Origin of the sequence: Thermococcus sp. Bubb.Bath, assembly GCF_012027595.1 — an archaeon.
GTDB lineage: Archaea > Methanobacteriota_B > Thermococci > Thermococcales > Thermococcaceae > Thermococcus.
Window position 1 is genome coordinate 162,231 of the sequence record NZ_SNUR01000003.1, and the last position, 20,048, is coordinate 182,278.

27 protein-coding genes are annotated in these 20,048 nt (G+C 45.5%); 22 read left to right on the top strand and 5 right to left on the bottom strand.

The window, feature by feature from the left end; translation table 11 throughout:
• The first annotated feature begins 31 nt into the window (after nucleotides 1-31).
• From E3E29_RS08070 to E3E29_RS08110, 9 genes are all read left to right on the top strand, one after another.
• Complete coding sequence (locus E3E29_RS08070; protein ID WP_167910468.1) at nucleotides 32-3,175, top strand: hypothetical protein; 3,144 nt, start codon at nucleotides 32-34, stop codon at nucleotides 3,173-3,175.
• Nucleotide 3,176: 1 nt separating this feature from the next.
• The gene (locus E3E29_RS11865) at nucleotides 3,177-3,731 is read left to right on the top strand and encodes a hypothetical protein (protein ID WP_240922823.1); all 555 of its coding nucleotides are present in this window, start codon (nucleotides 3,177-3,179) and stop codon (nucleotides 3,729-3,731) included.
• A 4-nt stretch (nucleotides 3,732-3,735) separates the two neighbouring features.
• Nucleotides 3,736-4,527: a hypothetical protein gene (locus E3E29_RS08080; protein ID WP_167910469.1), complete on the top strand. Its 792-nt coding sequence runs from the start codon at nucleotides 3,736-3,738 to the stop codon at nucleotides 4,525-4,527.
• 6 nt (nucleotides 4,528-4,533) lie between these two features.
• Complete coding sequence (locus tag E3E29_RS08085; protein WP_167910470.1) at nucleotides 4,534-4,902, top strand: hypothetical protein; 369 nt, start codon at nucleotides 4,534-4,536, stop codon at nucleotides 4,900-4,902.
• Nucleotides 4,865-6,094, top strand: coding sequence for a hypothetical protein (locus E3E29_RS08090; RefSeq protein WP_167910471.1), 1,230 nt, complete (start codon nucleotides 4,865-4,867; stop codon nucleotides 6,092-6,094). The genes E3E29_RS08085 and E3E29_RS08090 overlap by 38 nt, the downstream gene beginning before the upstream one ends.
• A gap of 14 nt (nucleotides 6,095-6,108) precedes the next feature.
• Nucleotides 6,109-6,711: a hypothetical protein gene (locus E3E29_RS08095; protein WP_167910472.1), complete on the top strand. Its 603-nt coding sequence runs from the start codon at nucleotides 6,109-6,111 to the stop codon at nucleotides 6,709-6,711.
• Between the two features lie 112 nt (nucleotides 6,712-6,823).
• On the top strand, nucleotides 6,824-7,372 hold the full coding sequence (locus E3E29_RS08100; RefSeq protein ID WP_167910473.1) for a hypothetical protein: 549 nt from the start codon (nucleotides 6,824-6,826) through the stop codon (nucleotides 7,370-7,372).
• 175 nt (nucleotides 7,373-7,547) lie between these two features.
• Complete coding sequence (locus E3E29_RS08105; protein WP_167910474.1) at nucleotides 7,548-8,009, top strand: hypothetical protein; 462 nt, start codon at nucleotides 7,548-7,550, stop codon at nucleotides 8,007-8,009.
• Between the two features lie 28 nt (nucleotides 8,010-8,037).
• Nucleotides 8,038-8,571, top strand: a complete 534-nt coding sequence (locus E3E29_RS08110) for a hypothetical protein (RefSeq protein ID WP_167910475.1) — start codon at nucleotides 8,038-8,040, stop codon at nucleotides 8,569-8,571.
• Between the two features lie 334 nt (nucleotides 8,572-8,905).
• On the opposite strand, the gene E3E29_RS08115 is transcribed toward E3E29_RS08110, so the two are convergent.
• A complete protein-coding gene (locus E3E29_RS08115) occupies nucleotides 8,906-9,109 on the bottom strand; it encodes a hypothetical protein (protein ID WP_167910476.1) in 204 nt (67 codons plus the stop codon).
• A 175-nt stretch (nucleotides 9,110-9,284) separates the two neighbouring features.
• On the opposite strand from E3E29_RS08115, the gene E3E29_RS08120 reads away from it, so the two are divergent.
• From E3E29_RS08120 to E3E29_RS08180, 13 genes are all read left to right on the top strand, one after another.
• On the top strand, nucleotides 9,285-9,524 hold the full coding sequence (locus tag E3E29_RS08120) for a hypothetical protein (protein WP_167910477.1): 240 nt from the start codon (nucleotides 9,285-9,287) through the stop codon (nucleotides 9,522-9,524).
• The gene (locus tag E3E29_RS08125) at nucleotides 9,521-9,904 is read left to right on the top strand and encodes a hypothetical protein (protein ID WP_167910478.1); all 384 of its coding nucleotides are present in this window, start codon (nucleotides 9,521-9,523) and stop codon (nucleotides 9,902-9,904) included. Before E3E29_RS08120 ends, E3E29_RS08125 begins: the two co-directional genes overlap by 4 nt.
• Before the next feature lie 51 nt (nucleotides 9,905-9,955).
• On the top strand, nucleotides 9,956-10,693 hold the full coding sequence (locus E3E29_RS08130) for a hypothetical protein (RefSeq protein ID WP_167910479.1): 738 nt from the start codon (nucleotides 9,956-9,958) through the stop codon (nucleotides 10,691-10,693).
• Nucleotides 10,694-10,741: 48 nt separating this feature from the next.
• Nucleotides 10,742-11,341 carry a hypothetical protein gene (locus E3E29_RS08135; protein WP_167910480.1) on the top strand — a complete coding sequence of 200 codons (600 nt, stop codon included), beginning with the start codon at nucleotides 10,742-10,744 and terminating at the stop codon, nucleotides 11,339-11,341.
• Nucleotides 11,342-11,361: 20 nt separating this feature from the next.
• Entirely contained in the window at nucleotides 11,362-11,838 is a 477-nt protein-coding gene (locus E3E29_RS08140; protein WP_167910481.1) for a hypothetical protein, read from the top strand.
• 59 nt (nucleotides 11,839-11,897) lie between these two features.
• Entirely contained in the window at nucleotides 11,898-12,425 is a 528-nt protein-coding gene (locus E3E29_RS08145; RefSeq protein ID WP_167910482.1) for a hypothetical protein, read from the top strand.
• A gap of 206 nt (nucleotides 12,426-12,631) precedes the next feature.
• Nucleotides 12,632-13,162 (top strand): hypothetical protein, encoded by a 531-nt coding sequence (locus E3E29_RS08150; protein WP_167910483.1) that lies wholly within the window; start codon nucleotides 12,632-12,634, stop codon nucleotides 13,160-13,162.
• A 24-nt stretch (nucleotides 13,163-13,186) separates the two neighbouring features.
• Complete coding sequence (locus E3E29_RS08155) at nucleotides 13,187-13,876, top strand: hypothetical protein (protein WP_167910484.1); 690 nt, start codon at nucleotides 13,187-13,189, stop codon at nucleotides 13,874-13,876.
• 133 nt (nucleotides 13,877-14,009) lie between these two features.
• Nucleotides 14,010-14,423 carry a hypothetical protein gene (locus E3E29_RS08160; RefSeq protein WP_206205842.1) on the top strand — a complete coding sequence of 138 codons (414 nt, stop codon included), beginning with the start codon at nucleotides 14,010-14,012 and terminating at the stop codon, nucleotides 14,421-14,423.
• 215 nt (nucleotides 14,424-14,638) lie between these two features.
• Complete coding sequence (locus E3E29_RS08165; RefSeq protein WP_167910486.1) at nucleotides 14,639-15,052, top strand: hypothetical protein; 414 nt, start codon at nucleotides 14,639-14,641, stop codon at nucleotides 15,050-15,052.
• A gap of 4 nt (nucleotides 15,053-15,056) precedes the next feature.
• A complete protein-coding gene (locus E3E29_RS08170) occupies nucleotides 15,057-15,230 on the top strand; it encodes a hypothetical protein (RefSeq protein WP_167910487.1) in 174 nt (57 codons plus the stop codon).
• On the top strand, nucleotides 15,230-15,805 hold the full coding sequence (locus tag E3E29_RS08175; RefSeq protein ID WP_167910488.1) for a hypothetical protein: 576 nt from the start codon (nucleotides 15,230-15,232) through the stop codon (nucleotides 15,803-15,805). The genes E3E29_RS08170 and E3E29_RS08175 overlap by 1 nt, the downstream gene beginning before the upstream one ends.
• A gap of 110 nt (nucleotides 15,806-15,915) precedes the next feature.
• On the top strand, nucleotides 15,916-16,479 hold the full coding sequence (locus E3E29_RS08180) for a hypothetical protein (protein WP_167910489.1): 564 nt from the start codon (nucleotides 15,916-15,918) through the stop codon (nucleotides 16,477-16,479).
• Between the two features lie 154 nt (nucleotides 16,480-16,633).
• Here the strand turns inward: E3E29_RS08180 and nadA are convergent, their stop codons facing one another.
• The 4 genes from nadA to E3E29_RS08200 all read right to left on the bottom strand — a co-directional run bounded on the left by nadA (nucleotide 16,634) and on the right by E3E29_RS08200 (nucleotide 19,716).
• A complete protein-coding gene (gene nadA, locus E3E29_RS08185; protein WP_167910490.1) occupies nucleotides 16,634-17,542 on the bottom strand; it encodes a quinolinate synthase NadA in 909 nt (302 codons plus the stop codon).
• Nucleotides 17,543-17,604: 62 nt separating this feature from the next.
• Nucleotides 17,605-17,868, bottom strand: coding sequence for a type II toxin-antitoxin system VapC family toxin (locus tag E3E29_RS08190; protein WP_167910491.1), 264 nt, complete (start codon nucleotides 17,866-17,868; stop codon nucleotides 17,605-17,607).
• On the bottom strand, nucleotides 17,849-18,328 hold the full coding sequence (locus tag E3E29_RS08195; RefSeq protein WP_167910492.1) for an antitoxin family protein: 480 nt from the start codon (nucleotides 18,326-18,328) through the stop codon (nucleotides 17,849-17,851). Before E3E29_RS08195 ends, E3E29_RS08190 begins: the two co-directional genes overlap by 20 nt.
• The gene (locus E3E29_RS08200) at nucleotides 18,316-19,716 is read right to left on the bottom strand and encodes an L-aspartate oxidase (protein WP_167910493.1); all 1,401 of its coding nucleotides are present in this window, start codon (nucleotides 19,714-19,716) and stop codon (nucleotides 18,316-18,318) included. Before E3E29_RS08200 ends, E3E29_RS08195 begins: the two co-directional genes overlap by 13 nt.
• Nucleotides 19,717-20,048 lie beyond the last annotated feature (332 nt).

The window sequence follows — 20,048 nt, forward strand, 5'->3', positions numbered from 1 at the left end:
TATCTTTCATCTAATTACAGCCTGTGATACCATGCGTGGGATTGTGAGTTTAGTAATAGTAGGATTAATAATAGGCTTAACCATAAGTGGTGCGGCGAACATGGGATTAGCATCGGCAGAACCAACAACCACTCAAAGTTCCGAAAACGCTTACACGAAATTCTGGGAAATACTCAACAAGGAAGCAAGCCTCGTTTTTGAACTCAACAACACCGCCAACACCACCATCGCCCAAGAACTCATAGAAACTTCCAGAGAAGGCGAATTAAACGCGGCAAACATTTCAAGTTTAATCTGGAACGCTCTCGAACAACTCAAAGCCTCCGGAGTTAAACTCCACTACACGGCCCAAGAACTCAAGGAGATGGCGGAGAACATAACGCGCAACGGCCTCCCCGAGAACGTTATTCAAGAGCTGAAGAATCAAGGCTGGAGCGATGAGGAGATAAGTGCACTGCAGACTTACATTGCCGCTCACGCGAACGATACGATGCAGGATTTTGACATGGGTTTCTTCCTCGGGAACTTCTCCACCGCCATGGCCCGTGTTGGCTTCAAATACGCTGGATACGAGGCGTGGGCCCTTCAGAGGGAGTACTGGGAAGACACGAAAACTCCGGACACCTCGAATTATGATTCTAATCAAATAATCAACCCGGACCTTACATTGGACTGGCATTCCCTCCACGACGCTTACAATGCCAACGATTACGGTAAAATGTACGATGAAGTCCTCTCCCTCACTTCTGACATCCAGAGCGTGATTGAGAACACCAACCACGCTCCCAATGGGGCGGTTTTCAAGGATTCCTACTACTGGCCGGGAGCGTTGAAGGCTTACAACCTCACGAGGCAGATTTACGTGCTTCTCCAATCCATAAAACTCGGAAACGGTAATCCGGAACTCAAGTGGAGTCTGAACGAGAAGGTGATGGAGTTACAGAACGCGCTGATGGTCGAGCCCAAAAAACAGCAGTCCTCCGGCAGCTTGCCCCGTCCCCCGCGCCCGGTTGGTCCAATGCCCGTCCGCTATCCGCTTGACCCACCGGTTTCAATCCAGAGTGATTATGGCATGATAAGCGTTAAGAATGTTAATGTCATCGTAGATTCGATTGAGAAGGGAAAGGTTTCCTACCACGTTCAGCTTTCCCTGAGTGCGGAGGGGAACGTTGTGAGCAACGTGAGGATAACCGTGCACGATGTTAATGGCGATGCAGAAGGGAAGATCAGTGAGGTTGACCCTACTGCTGGTGTTGTAACCTGGAACAGTCCTGAGTTTAGTGCCCAGGTTGGATTTGATGATCTGAAGATTACCGGCACGGTGAGCGTTGTTTACACGTCCTCCGATGGCCCGACTCCGCTTTCTTCCCCCGGTGATGTTCGCCTTCAGAGCACTGGAGGGATTGACGCTGAGTCTGGGCCAAGGACTTTCGAGGTGATGAAAGAGTACTCAAAGACGATAACCGCTACAGGGCTGGCTGATCCGGGCAAAGTGTCGCTCTCCATAAAGCCCTCTGTGAATCCAGTTAAGGCCGGTGATTCTGCCTACTTCTACGTTACGCTATCAAACAAGAATCCTGTGGAGGTGAGTGGGAGTTATACTCTCTGGGTCACTGTTCCGGAGGGTGCTGGTAGTGTTGGTCAGGTGAGGTTTAATGGTTCCGTCACCCTTCAGGCTAATTCGGTCAGGACGTTCAAAGTGGGGCCCGTGCCTTATGGTTCGCCCGGCGAGTACGGTTACTACGGCGTATTTAACTTCAGAGATGATACGTGGTGGGGATTTGGAAGTTCTGGAAGTGGTGAAGAGTACAATAGGAAGTGGGACAAGGGGGATATCGTTGTAAGTGCTAATATTGAAAGTAGCCAGGAAGGTTCATTGGAGCTAATCAACGTTATCCCGTCTTCTCCATCAGAAACCTCTTATTACAATTTTGAGCTTCTTCGGAAGTTTAAGGAAGGGGAAAACGTCACCTTCAATGTTGCAGTCAAAAACTCATATCCCTCGGCTCAAGATATCGAACTTAAACTCTACATTGACGGTTCATTGGTGAGTTCGATAAATAGCAGTATGAGAGGGAATTCAACAAAGATATTCCCTCTCCATTGGATTGCCCAGAGCGGGATACACTCTTATGAGGTGAAGCTTTATAGGGTCTTTGGAGGGCAGGAATTTTTGGAGAGCAGTGGAAAGGGGAGCATAACCGTTGCTTCCGCTCAGCGGTTTGCTGCATCCTTGGAGACTTCCCCGGCAATGCTCAGTGGAGGTGGCACAGTACTCTTTACAATACATGCGGCGAATTTTGAGGATACCCCCATTTTATTACGTGGTTTTGTAGTGGACGAAGATGGTGCAATAATCAAGGTAATTCAGGGTTCTGAGGGGGCAATCTCAGCGAATAGCGAGAAGAATATTTCATTCACTTATACACTCTATGGGGTTGGCAATCATACTTTCAGGCTCTTCCTCGATGATAGGGATGGCATACCCAACGATGAAGGAGAAGAACACTGGAGTAATGCCAGTGTAGAAGTAAAACCAGTAGGAGACATAATAGCCAGCATGGACTGTGATCCAACGGTGGTTCCTTTGGGCGGATCTACAACTTGCACGGTGCATGTTGAGTTAAATACCCCAACTACTGTCACATTGAACCTCACGGAGGTTGACTTTGGAGGGAAGAGAGTATGGCCCAATGGGCCAAGCAAGAATACAGTTAGAGTTAACAAGCAAGTTATAACACTTTCTTCTAGTGTGCAAAATAATTTAACAATAACGATAACAATAAACGACAAATTAGCTAATTACTACTTTGGAAATCCAATCCATGGAAACTATGTGGACAAGTTCGCTGGACACTCCTACCTGATCAAAGCAATATTTGACGGGTTAAGGTATCCACTCTCAGACACAATAACAATAGTTAACATTGACAGTAGAAGTACAGTTGAGAAAGGGATAGACTACGGATCAACAGCACTAGAAATATCAGGGGAGATACTGTCTGCTATACAACTCATAATTGAAGGGAGCAACCCCATAGGATGGATTGCATTTGGAATATCAATTGCAATCCCTGCGATCGAAAAGGGCGTCCCAGAGCTTCAATTTGCATTTGGATTAGGCGTAAATGGATTCCCAAGTGAGTCGGATGGAAACAATGTGATAGGTGGTTGAAATGGACGCGGCTTTGCTCATCTCCATTATTTTTTGGTGCATACTATCGTTACTGGCCCTCATAGCATCACCAAAACGAAGTTTCCCATCCCTCGTGGCAATAGGAGTGGTATTCTATCTCACCGTGAAAACAAAGTCCCCAGAAGCTTTATGGCCAATAATCGCCTCGTTCCTCCTGTGGCTTATGGTGGCAATACTAAGCATTCGGAGACGCCTTATTGGGATTACAAGGAAAGACGTTGAGAATGCAGGCACGTTGTACTCCTTACCCTACCTTGCCCTTTCAAGCGTTCTGTTAGTCTCCACGCCCGAGATAGGAGTCTTGGCTCTCCTGGCATGGTTGCCTCTATGGTATTTACTCAAGAGAACCTGTATCGCCCATAAGGTGGCTTGTTTGTCCGCATTATACTTGCCTTCTCTATTACTTGCCGTCCTTTACAGGACTCCACTGGCACTGACGTATGCAGTCCCGACACTGTGGCTTCAACTGGAGATTGAGGATATTGTAAAGATGGGTACAATGGATATTAAACATCATAGATATGAGGGGGGTTGATCCAATGATCGAGACTCTCGCCGGAAATTCTGAGAAGAGCTTTACTCTCCATTGGATCGGCGAAGCAGGAGCGCATTCTTACGAGGTTAAGCTTTACAGGGTTGTTAACGGTAAGAAGCTCTTTGAGGATTCCATTGAGAGAACAGTTAATGTTGCCGGAGATCCAAGTACCAAAATAACCATTGAAGTAAAGTGTCCTCCAAGAGCTGGCTTAGGAGGTTCTTTCGAATGTCTATTAGAGGTCGAGAATAATAATTCAGAAACAATCGGGGTGCAATTGAACAATATTACCTTCAGGGGTGAGGTGAATTATGTGGGCGAGGATACCAATCAAACACGTTCCGAACAGCTTAAGGGGATCTTCTATTTAAGCGGATTTAAAGAAGTACCGCCACACTCGTCTCGGAGCATTCCGATAGATCTCGGCAAGGTAGACGATGAGTTTGCTTCTCATTTTGGACTCTCAAACAATCATCGCTTGTTATCCGCGATTTTCCAGGGGTATATTAACTCATACACAATACGCCAGACTGCCTACTGGGATACAGAATATCACCTCACTCTCAGGTTTGATATTTTTAATAAAAATGGCAGTGTTCTATTTAAAGACAGGGCCCTAACAACCTCCACGACTTTATTCTATTATGGCAGTGCTCAGGAAAAAATTGACCATGAGATGGAGATTGAGAGGGTAGAAGACTTTGGTGAAAACGCAATAAAGACAATAGTGACTATAGTATCAGTATATTACTCAAAAGATAAATTATGGAAATTTGTAGAGAGCTTTTGGGGGTGATGCTGGATGAGTAACTTTATATTTAAATTGCTTCTTTCTCTCCCTCTCTTATTGTTATTATGGGAGACTTTTGTTAATATCTACTATTGGTATTTTAATTTTTCATTCATTATTAAAGTCTTGCTACTTCTACTCTGGAGTGTGGAAGTGTGGTGGGTTCTCAAAGCAAAAAACATGCCTCTTCCGGTGTTGGCAAGTGCCTTTGTTATCATTTACATCGGGTTTGTGATTGATAAACCGCTTGAGTTTAAGTCGTATGCCAGTAACATCCTATGGGCAACCCTTTACACTTACCTTCTTAGAGAGTATTATTTAAAATCATTGAAGGAGGATTCCAATGGAACACGGGAAGCCAGTTTTTCCAGTGGAACCTGATTTATCCATCGACAGTCCGGAGGTTGATTCAATGAGCGCGAGCATTGTTGAGGGCTCAGAGAAGAGCTTTACTCTTCATTGGATCGGCGAAGCAGGAGCGCATTCTTACGAGGTTAAGCTTTATAATGTTGATGATGGACAGGAATATCAAGAAGACTATGCGAGTGGGAGCATTGAAGTCTCGTACGTACTGTACGGCATGTCCGCTTGGCTTAATGTTGCTCCAAACCCGGTTAAAGCCGGTAATAACGTGACGGTTATTATTACAGTGAAGAATTCGAAGGATTATGCTCAAACGTGGCCAGTTGAACTGGTGGATAATACTGGGAACGTTTGGTGGCCGAACTCTGATAGCTCGGACCATGGTTTGAACTACACATTATCAAGTGACGGGTATTTGACTGTTAATGCAGATAGCACTGCAAGAATAACAGCGACCATTGGGCCATTACTCCAGAACACTACCCTAACACTAAAACTCGGAGGACACTGGATGGCCTCATCATACGTGAAAGTACAGCAGCCCGCAACTACTCAAGCAGCGTCTATGGGCTGTAGTAACCTAGAGTTATCAGCGAAGAAAGGGAATTTGGTTCTGGATACGACATGCACAGTATACTTTACAAATCCCACTGATGTACAGTGGAACATAACTGGTATTATTCCATATCCGCACATACTTAAGACAGAGTACACAGAGGATTTAACGCCAGAATTTACCCCACCAACGATGCTCACAAAAACAGTTCCAGCGGGAGGTGTTGGAGAATTTAAACTCAACCTCCACGATGTCCTACCGGAGAATAATGTTATTGGGACGGGTATTGAATTAAATGAACTATCAGGTGTCATAGTTCCAGTGAAGGTGAACTTCACAGTACTCGTTAATGGCAAAACATATGTAGTTGATTCACAAGGAAAAATATGGAGTCTGGAGTATGGAGCAACTAGATATGTGAGAATAACAGTCAATACTGAGACATTATATGAACACATCACGTCGGATATAACAATCGGCATAGCAGGAGCGATAGTTGGGGCGAAAGCTGGAGAGGAAATTGGAGCAATGGTTGGAACTGTAATAGAACCCGGAGCTGGGACTGTTGCAGGAGCTGCAACGGGGGAAATAATAGGAGGCATTGTGGGATTTATCGGTAGTGTTATAGTACATGAAAAGCTTGGATGGCCATGAGGGGGTGAGAATACATGAGGAACCACATAAAACTCTCGGTTTCTGGGATTCTTCTCATTTTTGTTTCTGGCATCTTTATTTCCTATCTTGGGATTGCCAAAGGCCTCTACTCCCTATCTGCAAGTCTCTCCGTTCTTATCCCCTGGTATATTCTAATTATTCTCGGGAACCCAAAGGGGACAAGAGAACTTCAAGAGATGGCCACTTACGGTCTTATGGTCCTTTTCATAGTGACTCTTGCATCGCTTTGGAGCTTTGGTTATTTTACTGCAGTCGTGAACCTACTCGAAGTATTTGCTATTTTTATGGTATTCCCAATTTTAGTTTTAGGCATTGGGCGGAAACTTTCAAGATGGGGGAAGAAAGTCAAGTACCCTCCAAAGGCCACAAAAGAGTTTTGGGGATTTCAATGGTTAGTCAATCTCACCCTGACTTTTAAATCATCTGAGCCATTGTACGTGTTTATATCCCTCTTACCTGCCACCGTTGGGGGATATTTGATTTATAAGGCCTTTACCGCAGCTGAAAAAGGACAATCCGACGGCAGAAGAGGTAATACTCTACTAAAGGCCATAGATAGCAAAGGCTGTAGTAGCCATGGAGGGGATAGTGGATGAGAATGAGGTTTTATAGTGGCTTGGAGAGGGAACGTTGATCGGAGCTACGGTTGGGTTTATTTTTGGAGTTATAACGTACAAAGTAGTTGGGCTACCATAAGGGGGGTTTGACATGGGATTCAAGAGAAGTTTCCTCGCAGGGTTCTCTCTTATTATTCTCTCTTTTATTTTGGTTGCGGAGGTTCGAGGAATTGAGAGTGGTTTATACGTGCTCGCAGTAAACGTAATGTTCATCCCACTGTGGGGGACGATTGTTCTCTGGTCCAAGGATACAGGGAATGGCTCTAAACTGAGACTTATTATTTTAACTTCCCTCTTCCTGTTTCTGATGCTCTTGGGAGCAATTGCGGGTGGTTATCATGACTTTGAAAAATCCACAGGGATAATGGTTGTATTCTTGATGCTGTTCCTGATGTTTATCCTTCCCCTTTACTGGGTGAAAAGAAAACAGAAAAGGCATGGGAAACACCTCGTTTATCCAACAAGGGAGGTTAAGTACTTCTGGGCCTACCAGTGGATCGCTGTGGGGGTTCTTGTAATTAAATCTAACGGGCCTCTGAAAATATTCCTGTCACTGTCGCCTGGACTTGTTGGAGGTTATTTAATAATCAACGGGCTTATACAGCTTAAAAAAGTATCAAAAACAGATACAGAGGAGTGAGTCTAATGCATGTTGATAACCACGTTCCAGTCGAGATCAAGGAACTGAACTTGAGCTACTCTTGGATCTGTTGTTCCAGGAGGAGGAACAGTTGCTGGGGCGATCGTGGGTGGAATTATAGGTTTTGCAGTTGGAGTTATTGTGTAGGAAGTATTCCCTTAAAGGAGGTTTACAAATGAGGAGTAGTATCCTAAAACTTTTTGCAGGCCTTTTATTCTTTGTTCTGTCTTCCACTTTTATAAGCTGGGCGGAAGGATCCCTCTTGGGGATGATAGCCCTAGCGGCCAATTTAATGTTCGTCCCGATCTGGGCTTTTCTGGTCATGCTATCCAGAAAACCCGACAAAAGAACGCATAAAGTTAAGGGCGCTATATACCTGTCTTTCACTCTATTCCTGACACTACTGTTAGCAATCTATATCTATGGGGAGCATAGAATTGTTCTTGGACTGGTAGTGGTGTTTTTGATCTGGTTCGGGTACTTAAGCCTTTTGCACTTATCAACGGGAGGCTCACTAAGCAGGGTCAAACGCTTTTGGGCCTTTCAGCTGGTTAATGCCCTGGTCCTTGCATTCAAAGCTGAACAGACTTTAGAAACATTGATTTATCTGAGTCCAGCCTTAATCGGGGGTATCTAATCGTAGAAGCGCTGATGGAGGTGGAGCCATGAGATACTGGGGTGTTCTCACTTATGTTCCCTCAATTTTCCTCTTATACATCGCCACAGATCTGAAGGTAGCTTTAACACTCACCAGTGTGAGTCTCTCAGTCCTGTACGTCTGGACAAAGATCCTCTGGCTTATACAACGGAAGGAGAAAGGTAAATTGAAAGTATCAAACGGTTTTCTTGTGGCGAACCTTCTCGTGATCCTTGCCGGCGCTCTTATTGTTAGCGTCACTCTCGCGGTTTTATTATTGGTGATTTTCCTCGCCCTCTACGGATTTATACTGCTGGTTCTGTATGGTCTTAGAAAAGAACCTCCAGCAGAGAACGCTGAGCTGAGGCTCAAGTGGTTTGGAGTACTGCTCCTTGGATTCTTCTCATTGAATCCCTTTATTGAAGGCGTTTCAGCATCTAACTGGGTTGAAGCCGTTGCTGTGATAATGATCGTATGTGCTGGATACGTAATGTTTGAAGGTTTGAGAAAAGATTCACTCGGAAGGATTGAGCCCTCACAGAAGAAGTTCCCCAGGAGCTGAGAACCCTTTATGGGTATACTGAAGGAATCTACCGGATGGTATAAATGGTTCCACTCTTGACCAAAAACGGAGGTGAGGTCCATGGAGAATAATACCAGCATGAAACCATACTCTGTTTCTCCATATTTTCCCTTCTTATCTCGGGAACAACTGTTGTCATTGGCTTTGCAGTAGAGTTTGGAAGGAACTGCGGGAACATTGCATACGGGTTTGCCCCGCCATTTATTATCACATATATACTGTACCTCCTTGGGGCATTCATTGCTACGGACTCCCTGCAGGGAAAAAAGATAAATAGAGGTTATTCTAGTTTCGTTGAATACGTTTTTATACTCTATTCAACTGGGGCAGCGGGGGTATGGGCACTCTCCCGTAGCTTGATCTTTGCCCTCAGCCTGTTAATTATCGGGGCTAGCTCTGCTCTTGGGTTTACGGCGAGATACTTCCATGTTATATATCCCTCTATAATTCTTATTGATGCAATCGTATTCTTAAACAACCATTGGCTACTTCTTGCATTAGCGGTGGCCTCACTCATAGTATACACTTTGGTTCTGTTCAGATTTAATCAAAAGCAGAAACAGAGGGGGAGCAAGAACCAATATCCTAGGGATAATTTTAAAAATTGAAATAGTGATTTCATCATAAATCCTAAGCTTAATATTATAATATGGTGGTATTGGTAGGAATGACGTGACAAGAAGGTGAGACAAGTGGAGAAAGCGGGATCATTGTATCTCGCCTCGGACGCATTCTTCACATACGAACTTAGAGCTAAGTCTCTTCCAGTTGCAGACCTAAAGTTCGTCCAGGAAATCTCCAGTAGACTTCCACCACAAGTTCAGAAAGCTCTGAATCCTGTTCTTGAACAGATTAGTGTCAACTGGGTTGCAAACTGGGTCAAGGAACTTGGCATAACCTATGGTTCAGAACATGGGTGGGGGTTAAGATGAGGAGGGAGTGCCTTCTTTCCATTTCCTCATTTCTTGTATCAACGGCAGTACTTGGAATCTTTTTCTTCAATCTGCCTCTAGAACTCAAGGGTAAAGTGTTTCTAACTCTGGCGCCACTGCTCCTTGCCCTTCTGGGCTTAATTGGCTGGTGGAGTGTTCCCTTATGGCTGGCATTCGTTTTTGTTATATGGGGTCCAATGATACTGCTCCCCAAAATGTATCCTCTTTACCTGAAGTTAGTGACATTCGCTGCTGTCTTTGCCCTCATGGCGAGTGGCTATAAAAACGCAAGGGAATGCTTGCTGATACTTATAGAGCACCAGAAAAAGAAGGAGAATGTTAATGGGAGGCTGAATAAGAAGTTGCGCATGGGATCTTAAGTTGGATATGGACAAAAAAGGGAAACCTGCTAACCGGGAGAGGGGTTAAACATGTCGGGGAAAGTAATTCCTAAAAGGCTTTGGAGATCTCTCCTTTTGTTCTTCCTTCTTCAACTGGGAACTGCGTTGGTTCTTTTTCGCGAAGGTGTAGCCTCATCCAAAGTTTTGGGTCTTCTTGTATCCCCACTAGTTCTCATTCTGTTTTTCCTGGCTTACTCCGTAGATGATCCGAAATTCGCAGGATTCTTCTTTTACTGGCTGGGTTTTTTAATAGCCGCTAGTGTTCATACTCCAGTAATCGTTAGGGTGATTATTTTCATACTCTTGCCACTTTCCTGGCTTTTGGTCTACTTGGATCTCCGGGGTGTCAGCTGGATGTCTCTTTCCGAGGAAATTTACAGCAATCATAGGGTGGGATATATTCTTCTCTTGGGAATGATCTTTGCTGGGGTAATATGGACGAATTATCGGCTGCTCCGTCTCTCGGGCACCTCCTGGCTGTCAATATCCATAATTTCTCTGGGTGGGGGAGTATTCGTGGCTCTCTACTTGTTAGCACTGAAAACGAAAAACAGGAGCACCAAAATAGTGATCATTAAACTCACACCCTGGATCTACATATTCCCATATGTCAAGCTAACTTATGGCGTAGTCGCTCCTTGGAGAGGTCTCTTACTGCCGATAATCAGTGCTGTTCTGTGGATGTTATTAATGGGGCTTTTACTGCAGCCAACTCTAAACAGTTCCGAGCATGGTGGTGGTCACATTGTCTTTCAAAGTCATGGCTGAAGAGAAGCGTAAAAATGATAATAATATGATAATAGGGGGGTTGAGAAAATGAGCGCTCTAGCTTACTTTTCTTTAATTTTGCTGTTCCTGCTTTTGGCAATCTCGATAAAAGCCAGAGAATTAAGGCCGTTAGTTTCCTTTATTACTGCGGGACTCGTAATGTACGTTGGACTAAAATCCAATTCAAGGGACGTACTGCTCGTTTCAGTGGCAAATCTCAATTTATTCCTTGGAGCATCCCTGCTCAATGTTCACAGGAATATCTTTGGGTTATCGGATGCAAACATTAAAAATAGGGGAGCCCTCATCTCGATTCCGTATCTTTTTGTAATGATTACAATTTCTTTTTCCAAGTGTTCCATCTGCTATTTGTCGATCCTCTTGTGGGTAGTCCTTTGGTATTATTTCAAAAACAAATGTAAGAACCTGAATCGGATGTGCATTATGCTACTATACCTCCCCATAGTGATTCTCGCTGTAGTATATAAGACGCCTCTGGCCTTGAGCTACGCCATAATTACGCACTGGTTCCAGGGAGAAATAGAGGCCATCAATGAAAAGAATATGAAAATGCATTCGGACGATGAAGGTTCAGTTAGTGGAGCTCTGAATAGCATTCCTTGGGATACACGGGGCTGGAAACGATGACTGATTAACAGGTGGTTGAAATGATGGATGTATGCAGCCCGTTATTCCTTTTCCTCTTTACCTACTTTGACGTAGTCTTATTGCTAAAGTTCACTGGGATGCAGCCATTAGCAGAGGATCTTGAAGATAGGCTTCCAGAGTTAAGCCTGTATGTTTTAATATTCCCCTATTTGTTGCTGTCTGCATATATTGGAATTTTAGAATCTCTTGCCTGGAGAAACGCTCTTTTAGCAGGAGCTACGTTGATAGCCGTTGCTTTTATTACTTTGGTCTTAGATGTGCGGATCAAAAATAAGCCGGAGTTCTTCAAAAAGCTCTCTTTCCAGCTTAATACTTGGTTAATTGCCTTGAATGCAGTTATCCTAGGTGTTGTTTCAACATCAGTTTGCGGTGGAGGTGAAAGCATCGCATTAGTAGCATTACCCCTTGGGGGTTACGTGTTGCTTAGCTGGAAGTATTCGAACGTTGTAAATAAAATGAAAGCGATGAAGACCTAACCCACAGGGAGGTTGATGTGTCTCTTGGAGCAAAAGAAAGTACGAAAGGGGTGGGTGCTATGGTGGAAGAGCTGAAAAAGAGATGGCTTCTGCTGTTTGCAGTCTCTTTTTCCATTTTTGGTCCGAGCGTAATGGTTATTGGGGACTATTTGCTATCCCATAGGGAAGCAATCATAGTGGTCCCACTCTGGTTCGTATGGATTTATTACTTGGTTCCGGCAGGTTCAATAGTTTACGACGTTTGGAGTCTCTTGATAGCCGGAAGAAAGCCATGGGTGAAAGTGGCACTTAACTACAGAGGGGGCACTTTCCTGATATTCATCGTGATCTTAGGCGCTGCATGGATATTCACCCATAACTGGGCCATTGCACTGCCACTCATAGTCTCCACTATCCTCTATGGTTTTAGCATTGCCAAGAGTGCGTATTTAGAGGTAATCTATCCAATTTCCATCGGGATCAGCGTTTTAATAGAATTCCAAAGTCAACCAGAATTACTTTTTGCTGGAGAGGGGCTGTTATTGATATATTTCCTCGCACTAAGGCATATTCGGGAGATGATGGAACAGAAGGAAAACAGACTATGAAAATGCCTGAGATCCATGTCCTCTTTCCATTTTAGCAGAGCTACCACTTCAGAAACCGATGCACGATAGTTATAGGATCGGTGGAAAAACCCCGTGACTATCCTCTGGTTATTATACATCGTCATTAGATAGATTTTTATACTTCATGTGGATATGCAATTAGATCATCACGATGGACGAGAGGATAAAAAATTTAGGGGATTAAAATGATGGGAGCCAGGAAGATACCTGGAAGCATCATGGTTGTAACAGGCCTTGCATCTCTTGTTTATTTGTTCATTACAGGCGATAATTATTCGATGAAGGCGTACCCCATACTTCAACTCAACCTGTACTATTCCTTGCTGGTTCTTGTGAGCGTATGGATTGATAAAGACCTCGAAGAGGAGAAGTTCAGGTTCGAGGCGGGATTATTTCTCCCAATCTGGCTTTCAATTGCAGCGTTGATTACGGCTTTTGAATCTCTCGGCCGCATTACTGGAATCCTGTGGCTCCTGTGGATATTCCTGCCGTTAGTCTATCCAGATAAAGTGTTAAGACTCATCAGTTATCTAGCCCATGAGTTTAAGCTGGAGGAGGATCCTAAGAGGTCTGTGTTATTGATGATAGCAGTTCCACTTTCGCTGGTCTTCTATTATCGGATAATCTACGGACTTCAAGCGCTCGCCCTATTGGCTCTCTACATCCTAAACTTTGTCCCGGAGTTCAGGCTCAAAAATCCGGGTGAAGCACGATAAATGTGGTGTAGTTGGGTGATCTGAATGGAAAGGAATAATTCAAAGATTCTGGCAATGGGAATGCTCTCGTGGTGCTTTTTCACCTTTGTTATCATGTTGTTTTATCCTCGGGACATGGCACTGGCAATTGAAGTGTCTTCAGCCTTAGTTGACCTCGTATTGGTTACAGCGGCTTTGATAATATTCAGAAGGTCTATCGGAATGGAGTACCTGCTGCTATATTCCCTGGTACCATCCATGGGAATCTACTTGATGGCCCTTAGGAGCAGTGGTATGGCAGTGAGAGCATTATATCTTGTATTCCTCCTCTACTGGTTGATGGCCGGGGGAATTCTATGGAGCTTCCAAGAAAATGGGGATGCAGAGTACTACAGGGTTCTTATGTACTTTCTTGTTATCCTGCTGGTGGCAATACTCACAAAAAATGGGGAGTTCCTAGCATTGGGGATTATAGGCCTTCCTCTGATGGTGCTGCCGTCCCGTAGGCATATAGTATATGAAGTCGTCGGTTTTAATGCCCTTTCCGCGGTTGCAGGCATTATTTCAGTTTTGGAACTTAGTCCTATTACAGCTTCCAATCCTCCACTATCCACCCCAAAACCCCCACTGGGTATTTTGTTAATCCTGCTCCAGCAGGTGATATACTCTGCAATTGGGCTTTACCTGTTTGAGAAAATCGATAGCACACGGCATGGATTGAGGCATGCTCCCTGATACCAAGGGAATTTAGTGAATAGGGCGATACAATGTGCCCTTATTACAAACACAAAACCGGTATGGGGAAAATTAGGAAGCCCACGAACTGAAGAGAAAAATATGAGAATAGAACGCATCTTGAGGGATGATAATGATAAGTCAAGTTCGAAGAGTGCATAGGAGGGTGTCCTGGACATTGGACAGCCTTTCCATTCCAAAATTTTTACTTTTAAACATTCTGCTCACGGGACTTTTGCTGCTTCCCCCGTCCAAGTTCACGCTACTTGGGTATATTGGGGAGATAATAAAGCTCGGGGTAGCATATGGGTGGTTTGTATTCTTAATGGCCCTCCTCTCCCTTCTTGTAGACGTTCCCAACAAGCTGGATGTATCGACATCTGACTGGATTTCCTCTATCGTGGCTTTTGGTTTTATAACGTCCGTCATCTTGTGGGCGCGTCAGTGGCCCGTGATTTTAAAAGTGCTCGTTTTGGTGATAGTCACGTACCTCTGGAGCCACCTAACTATTAGAGTCCTGAAATCCCTTCAAGGAAAAGATCGCTGAAAAAGGATGCTGATGGGAGTAGTGATTCCAAAATAAGGGTAGAGGTAGAGCCTGGAGAGTGCTCTTTTCTCCCTTTGTTTTATTTGGGGTGTCTGTACTGACCGGACTGATCTTACTTGCAACTGACTTATACAGTAAAATTATTAAATGAGAACCAGTTAACTCTACCCACGATATCCAGTTTCAAACTGATAATGGATACAGAGGAGAAAGGGATGGTAATGAGGGAAGCCATTGGAGAGCACTCAAAAAGGTGGGCTGTCATTGTTTTCTTTAGTTTAATAGTGGGAGAGGGAATCGTATACGGATTCGAGGCAGCTGAGTCTATAGTGCTGGCTCTCGCCGGCATGCTGTTGAACCTTCTTTTGTATTCTGCCCTTCACCGTTTAGAAGGAAAAGTCTACAACAGAGCTTACCTAAGGCTAGGGTTTGATATCCTCTACGAGTTTTTATCCGGTAAACGCGGGGCAGTAAGGCAATTCTGGGACATCTGGGTGGTGTTTGCACTGCCATTTGCGTTATCTAAGAGGTATGTTTCACCAACCCATTTTTGGGCTTTCACTCTCCCAACTACCCTCACAGGGGCATTGTTAACTAGGCATATGTTAAACTGGAAAGGGGAGATGTAAAAAGGTGGAGAGCATGAAAAGCACACCAGGAACGGAGTTGAAAAACAGAGGTCGAGAGGTTTCCCTTTTTATACAGCTCAGGCATAACTCAGTCTTAATGTTCCTTGGAATGTTGTCCCTCGTAGGATATTACGCGATAACAATTGAGTTTTACGAGAGCAAAGAGAGTGATGCCTGATGAAATACCGTTCCTTAAAGTGTATTAGAAATACTTTGATCCTTTTATCATTAGCTCTTTCCATTGTTCCAATATGCAGGGGATTCAGGAATAACGATAAAACTCTAGCTGGTTTGGGATTGTTTGCCCTCTCCTTTTGGCTTGCTTGGTATGATCCAATAACGAAGGATATTTCAAAAAAGACTAACAGCATTCCAAAAACTCCTGGAGAGGTTTCAACAGATCTCATAACAACCGCGCTACTCGTCCTTGTTATACTCTATGCATTCCTTCTTAGTCCTTCTGGAAAAATATTTTTGGTCGGGTTAATTACTCTTGCTCTTTTGATAATACCGCTGAGTCATTTTTATGCAAAAATCTCTAGGCTGATGGATAGGCTCTCCAAAAAGTGTCAATATCTCCTACCCGGGATATTTACATTGACTGGAATAATAGCTCTTTTAATCTTCAGAAATCCCGGTGGAATGGCAACACTACTGGGTTTCTTGGCCTCTGCACTGATGATCTTAGAGTTTGAAAGGTACTCTCTCCAGATCAATGGATCAGATAAAAACCCAGTTACCAAAAGGTGGTGAGTATGAAGTCAACATCCGAATTGCCAATCTTGGGCGGTCTGCTCCTTTCATTTCCTTTGCTGGTGGTTATAGGTAGAGCCGATTTTCTATTTTCACTACCGAGGAATGACGTGGCTGGAATTGCAGCAGGGGCAGTATTTTCCCTGTTCGCTCTCCCGTTCTTTCTTCTCGGTTATTACCTCACAAAGAACCAGATAACCTCAAAGTACTGGTTCATCTTGATATGGGCGTCGTTTGGATTTTACCCCTTTATTTGGACGTCAAAGCTCCTATACTCCGTGCTGATATCGGTTTTAATGTTTTTGGGGCTAACACCTCCCGCAAGAACTCCCCAAGCAGAGGCATGGTACAGAAAACACAGAAACACTTTCGACTGGGTAATAGTCATTTTTTCCATCATCTCCCTCTTAGGTAGTGTTTCCCAGGCCAATTTACTCGTTGCTGGCCTTTTGCTGATAATCACCACGAGCTACTTCCTCCGGGACAAAATTCCACTCCTGTACTTAGTTTCATACACCACAGTCTGGACACTCGCGAACGTGAACGCTGATATAATCTCCACGCGGGAGGCAATATCCCTGCCCCTTGGGATAATATTCGGCATAGCGGTCTTCGTTATGGTCCACAGGGTTCATCAGACGCTAACAGAACTAGAAAGTTCCAAGGCGACATGATGGGGAGTAAAAGATGTTTCGGCAGACTATAGTCAGATCGAGTTTGTCCTAATTTATTTTACCTTTGCCACTATTGAAAACTCCAGGTGTTGCAAGCAGGAAAAGAGCACACGGGGTGTATAAACTCCAATTAAAAAATGCTAAAAAAGAGAGTTTAACTCATCTCCAGCATCCGCTCTATCGCCTTTCTCGCCTTCTCCGCTGTTTCCTTCGGCACTTCCACCCTGTATTTCATGTCCCTGAGCGACTCGTAGACGTGCTGGAGCGTTATTGCCTTCATCCCGATACAGGTTGCGTCCTCCCGCGCGGGGTGGAACTTTATGTTAGGATAAAGCTTCTGGAGGCGGTAAACCATCTCCCTCTCAGTGAAGACCACCCACTCGTTCCACTCTGGGGCTCTCTTAATCATACCGCCAGTTGAGACGATAATGTCGGCCTGCTCCTGAACCTCTGGCTCGCACTCCGGGTGAACCATGAGCTTGGCGTTCGGGTAGAGCTTACGCGCGCGCTCAACGTCCTCCAGCGTGAACTTTCTGTGAACATAGCAGTGGCCGTTCGGTGGAACCGGGATTATCTTCTTTCCGGTCATTTTGGCGACGTAGTGGCCGAGGTTCTTGTCCGGACCGAATATCACCACGTCGGAGTCGAGCTTGGAGACGACTTTCGCGGCGTTGGCCGAGGTAACGGTCACGTCCGCGAGGGCCTTAGTCTCGGCCGTGCTGTTGACGTAGAGAACGACCGGGGCGTCGGGGTACTCCTTCTTTGCCTCAAGGATGTGCTTTACGGTGAGCATGTTGGCCATCGCGCAGGTTGCCCCTCTCGCGGGTATGAGGACTGTTTTCTCCGGGTTTAGAATCTTCGCGGTCTCGGCCATGAAGTCAACGCCCGCGAAGACTATCACGTCGGCGTCGACGTTGACCGCTTTCCTCGCGAGCTCGAGGCTGTCGCCGAGGAAGTCGGCTATGTCCTGAACTTCGGGCAGCTGGTAGTTGTGAGCCATGATTATGGCATTTCTCTCTTTCTTCAAGCGGGTTATCTCCTCGATGAGCTTTTCCTTCTCCATTTTCCCACCTCTATATGTGGGGCATGGAAAAGAACGTTAAAAGGGTTTTTGGACACATTTGATTAAGGGGACAGCAAGTTGGCGATTTCCTCCTCGCTAACTTCCCTAACGAGGAGGCTTCGTACTCCAAGTAATCTTGCGTGATGAACCATTTTCTCGTCGTCCGTTATCAACAGGGCGTCCCTCACCATAGCCAGGGCCATAAAATAACAGCCAAAGCCGGCCGCACCGGTTTTGGATGCGACTTCAATTGCATCTTCGAAAAACTCTTCTTCTGGGAGAACTTCATAAGAGATGGAAAGGGACTCAAGAACCTGCGGAATCACCCTCTCGTGACAGTTTCTCTTCGTTTCTCTTCAAGACGCTGGCAACTTCGACGAGCCCGGCTTTGGGCAAAGCTACGTCGTGAGAATCGCACAGGTGTATTATCAGCTTCGATTTTCTATGGGTCTCGCTCTCCCTTTCAAAAATCTCCTTTGGAAGGCTCTTTCGCGGTTTCAGCAGGGCCTTTGCTATAACGCTCGTATCAAGAACCACTCTCATGATCCCCTCTCCGGATGGCGTTGATGCTCTCATCAACATCCTCACGCGCTTCCAGCTCAAGCTCGTCCACAAGGGGTCTGAAAACCTTCTTTCCTCTATGTAGAGCACGAGCTTCTTTGAGGGCAGCGAGAGGGGTTTTAGAGGTTTTATAACTCTCCCCTCATAAATTGCTTCTATAACCTTGGCATTGACTCCACCCACAGCATTATCAAATGAGGGCCTATCTAACGTTATAGCCTGCACTTCCAGTCGAAGAAGCTCGACCTCTCAAACTCCTTCTGCATAGCTGGAAAGTCCTCGCGGTAATGCGAACCCCTGCTCTCCTCCCTCTCCAGCGCGCACTCCAGAACGCCCCTGGCCAGGAGTTTGAGCCTTGGGTCCGCCTCAATACCCTTCACCTTCTTTAGGCCCTCCTTGAGCACCCTTGCGTTCCTGACTATGCCGGCATGCTCCCACAGGATTTCCCGGAGGGATTCAACGTCCCCTGTCTCGTACCCATGATAGGACGGCTCCTTTACCGCCCTAGCCTTTGGCCCCTCCCGTCCTACAGTCCTGGCCACTTCAAGACCAGAGACAACGCACTCAAGGAGCGAGTTGCTGGCGAGCCTGTTGGCCCCATGGAAGCCGTTGCTCGCGGCCTCACCTATCGCGTAGAGGTTCTTAATCCCTGTTCTATACCAGAGGTCAACTGAAATGCCTCCAACGGAGTAGTGGGCTATCGGTGCGACTGGAATCAAATCCTTTGAGGGATCTATTCTCTCCCTGACTAGGAAGGCGTAAATCTGCGGGAACCTCTTTTTGAAGTTCTCTATTCCAGTCGCATCGAGGAAAACGCGCTTTCCTTCCTGCATTTTCCTGTAAATTGCCCTAGCCACGATGTCCCTTGTGGAGAGCTCATTGACGAAGCGCTCTCCTTTCTCTGTTATGAGCTTCGCCCCGGCACCCCTCACGGCCTCGCTGATGAGCTTAACGCCCTCCTTCCCGATGAACCCCGTCGGGTGGAACTGGACGAACTCAAGGTCCCTAGCAAAAGCGCCCTTCATCACGGCGTCTCCAATGAGGGTTCCGAGGTTTGTAGGAGAGCCTGCGGTGTATTTGAAGAGACCAGTGAAGCCGCCGGAAGCGATAATCGTCGCGTCGAACTTCAGGAACTCTCCATTGACAAAAACGCCATAGGCCTTTCCGTGCTTAACCGCGAGCTCTTCGGCTTTTCCTTTAATGAAATTAACTCCCCTCTCCTTTGCGTGGAGGTAGAGTATCTTAGTGAGGTGCTTCCCGGTCTCGTTCTTTATCGTGAAGACCCTCGGGAAGGAGTGGCCCCCTTCAGTCTCGTTTGTCTCGAATTTAAGACCGAGTGAAATCAGAAAGTCATAGGCCTCGCTAGCCTTCGATATCACGTTCCAGACAATCTCTTCGTCGTTGAGGTACTTGCCGGCTTTTAGAGTGTCAACCACATGGACCTTGGGGGAATCGCCTTCCAGAATGGGAAGGGCAATTCCAGCCTGCGCAAGATAGGAGTTGGTGCTCTTTATCCCAGTATGGATGATGGTAACTTCGTGACCGCGCTCCGCCAGTGACAGCGCGGCCGTCAGTCCAGCAATGCCGCCACCGATGATTCCGACTGAGCTCATATGTCTCACCTGGTTTGAGTTTGGTTACTGGCTTAAAAACATCTTGGATGAGATGGAAATCAAACCCTCAAGCCGGAACTCAGAGAGTTTACAAACGTAAAGCTTTTAAACAAATGCATACATCCGGACATGGTGATTCCATACAGAGAAAAATCCTGATAGCACTCTCCTATGCTGCCCCAATACTTGCCGTCCTCACACTCCTCCTCATCGTGTGACAGAGTGACAAAGACTTTGGCTAAAAACTAAATATCATACAAACTTTTCCCTTTCTTCTTCCCTAACTTTGCCACATCTCCAGTTTCCCTCCCGAAAAAGTCAAATACTCCAAA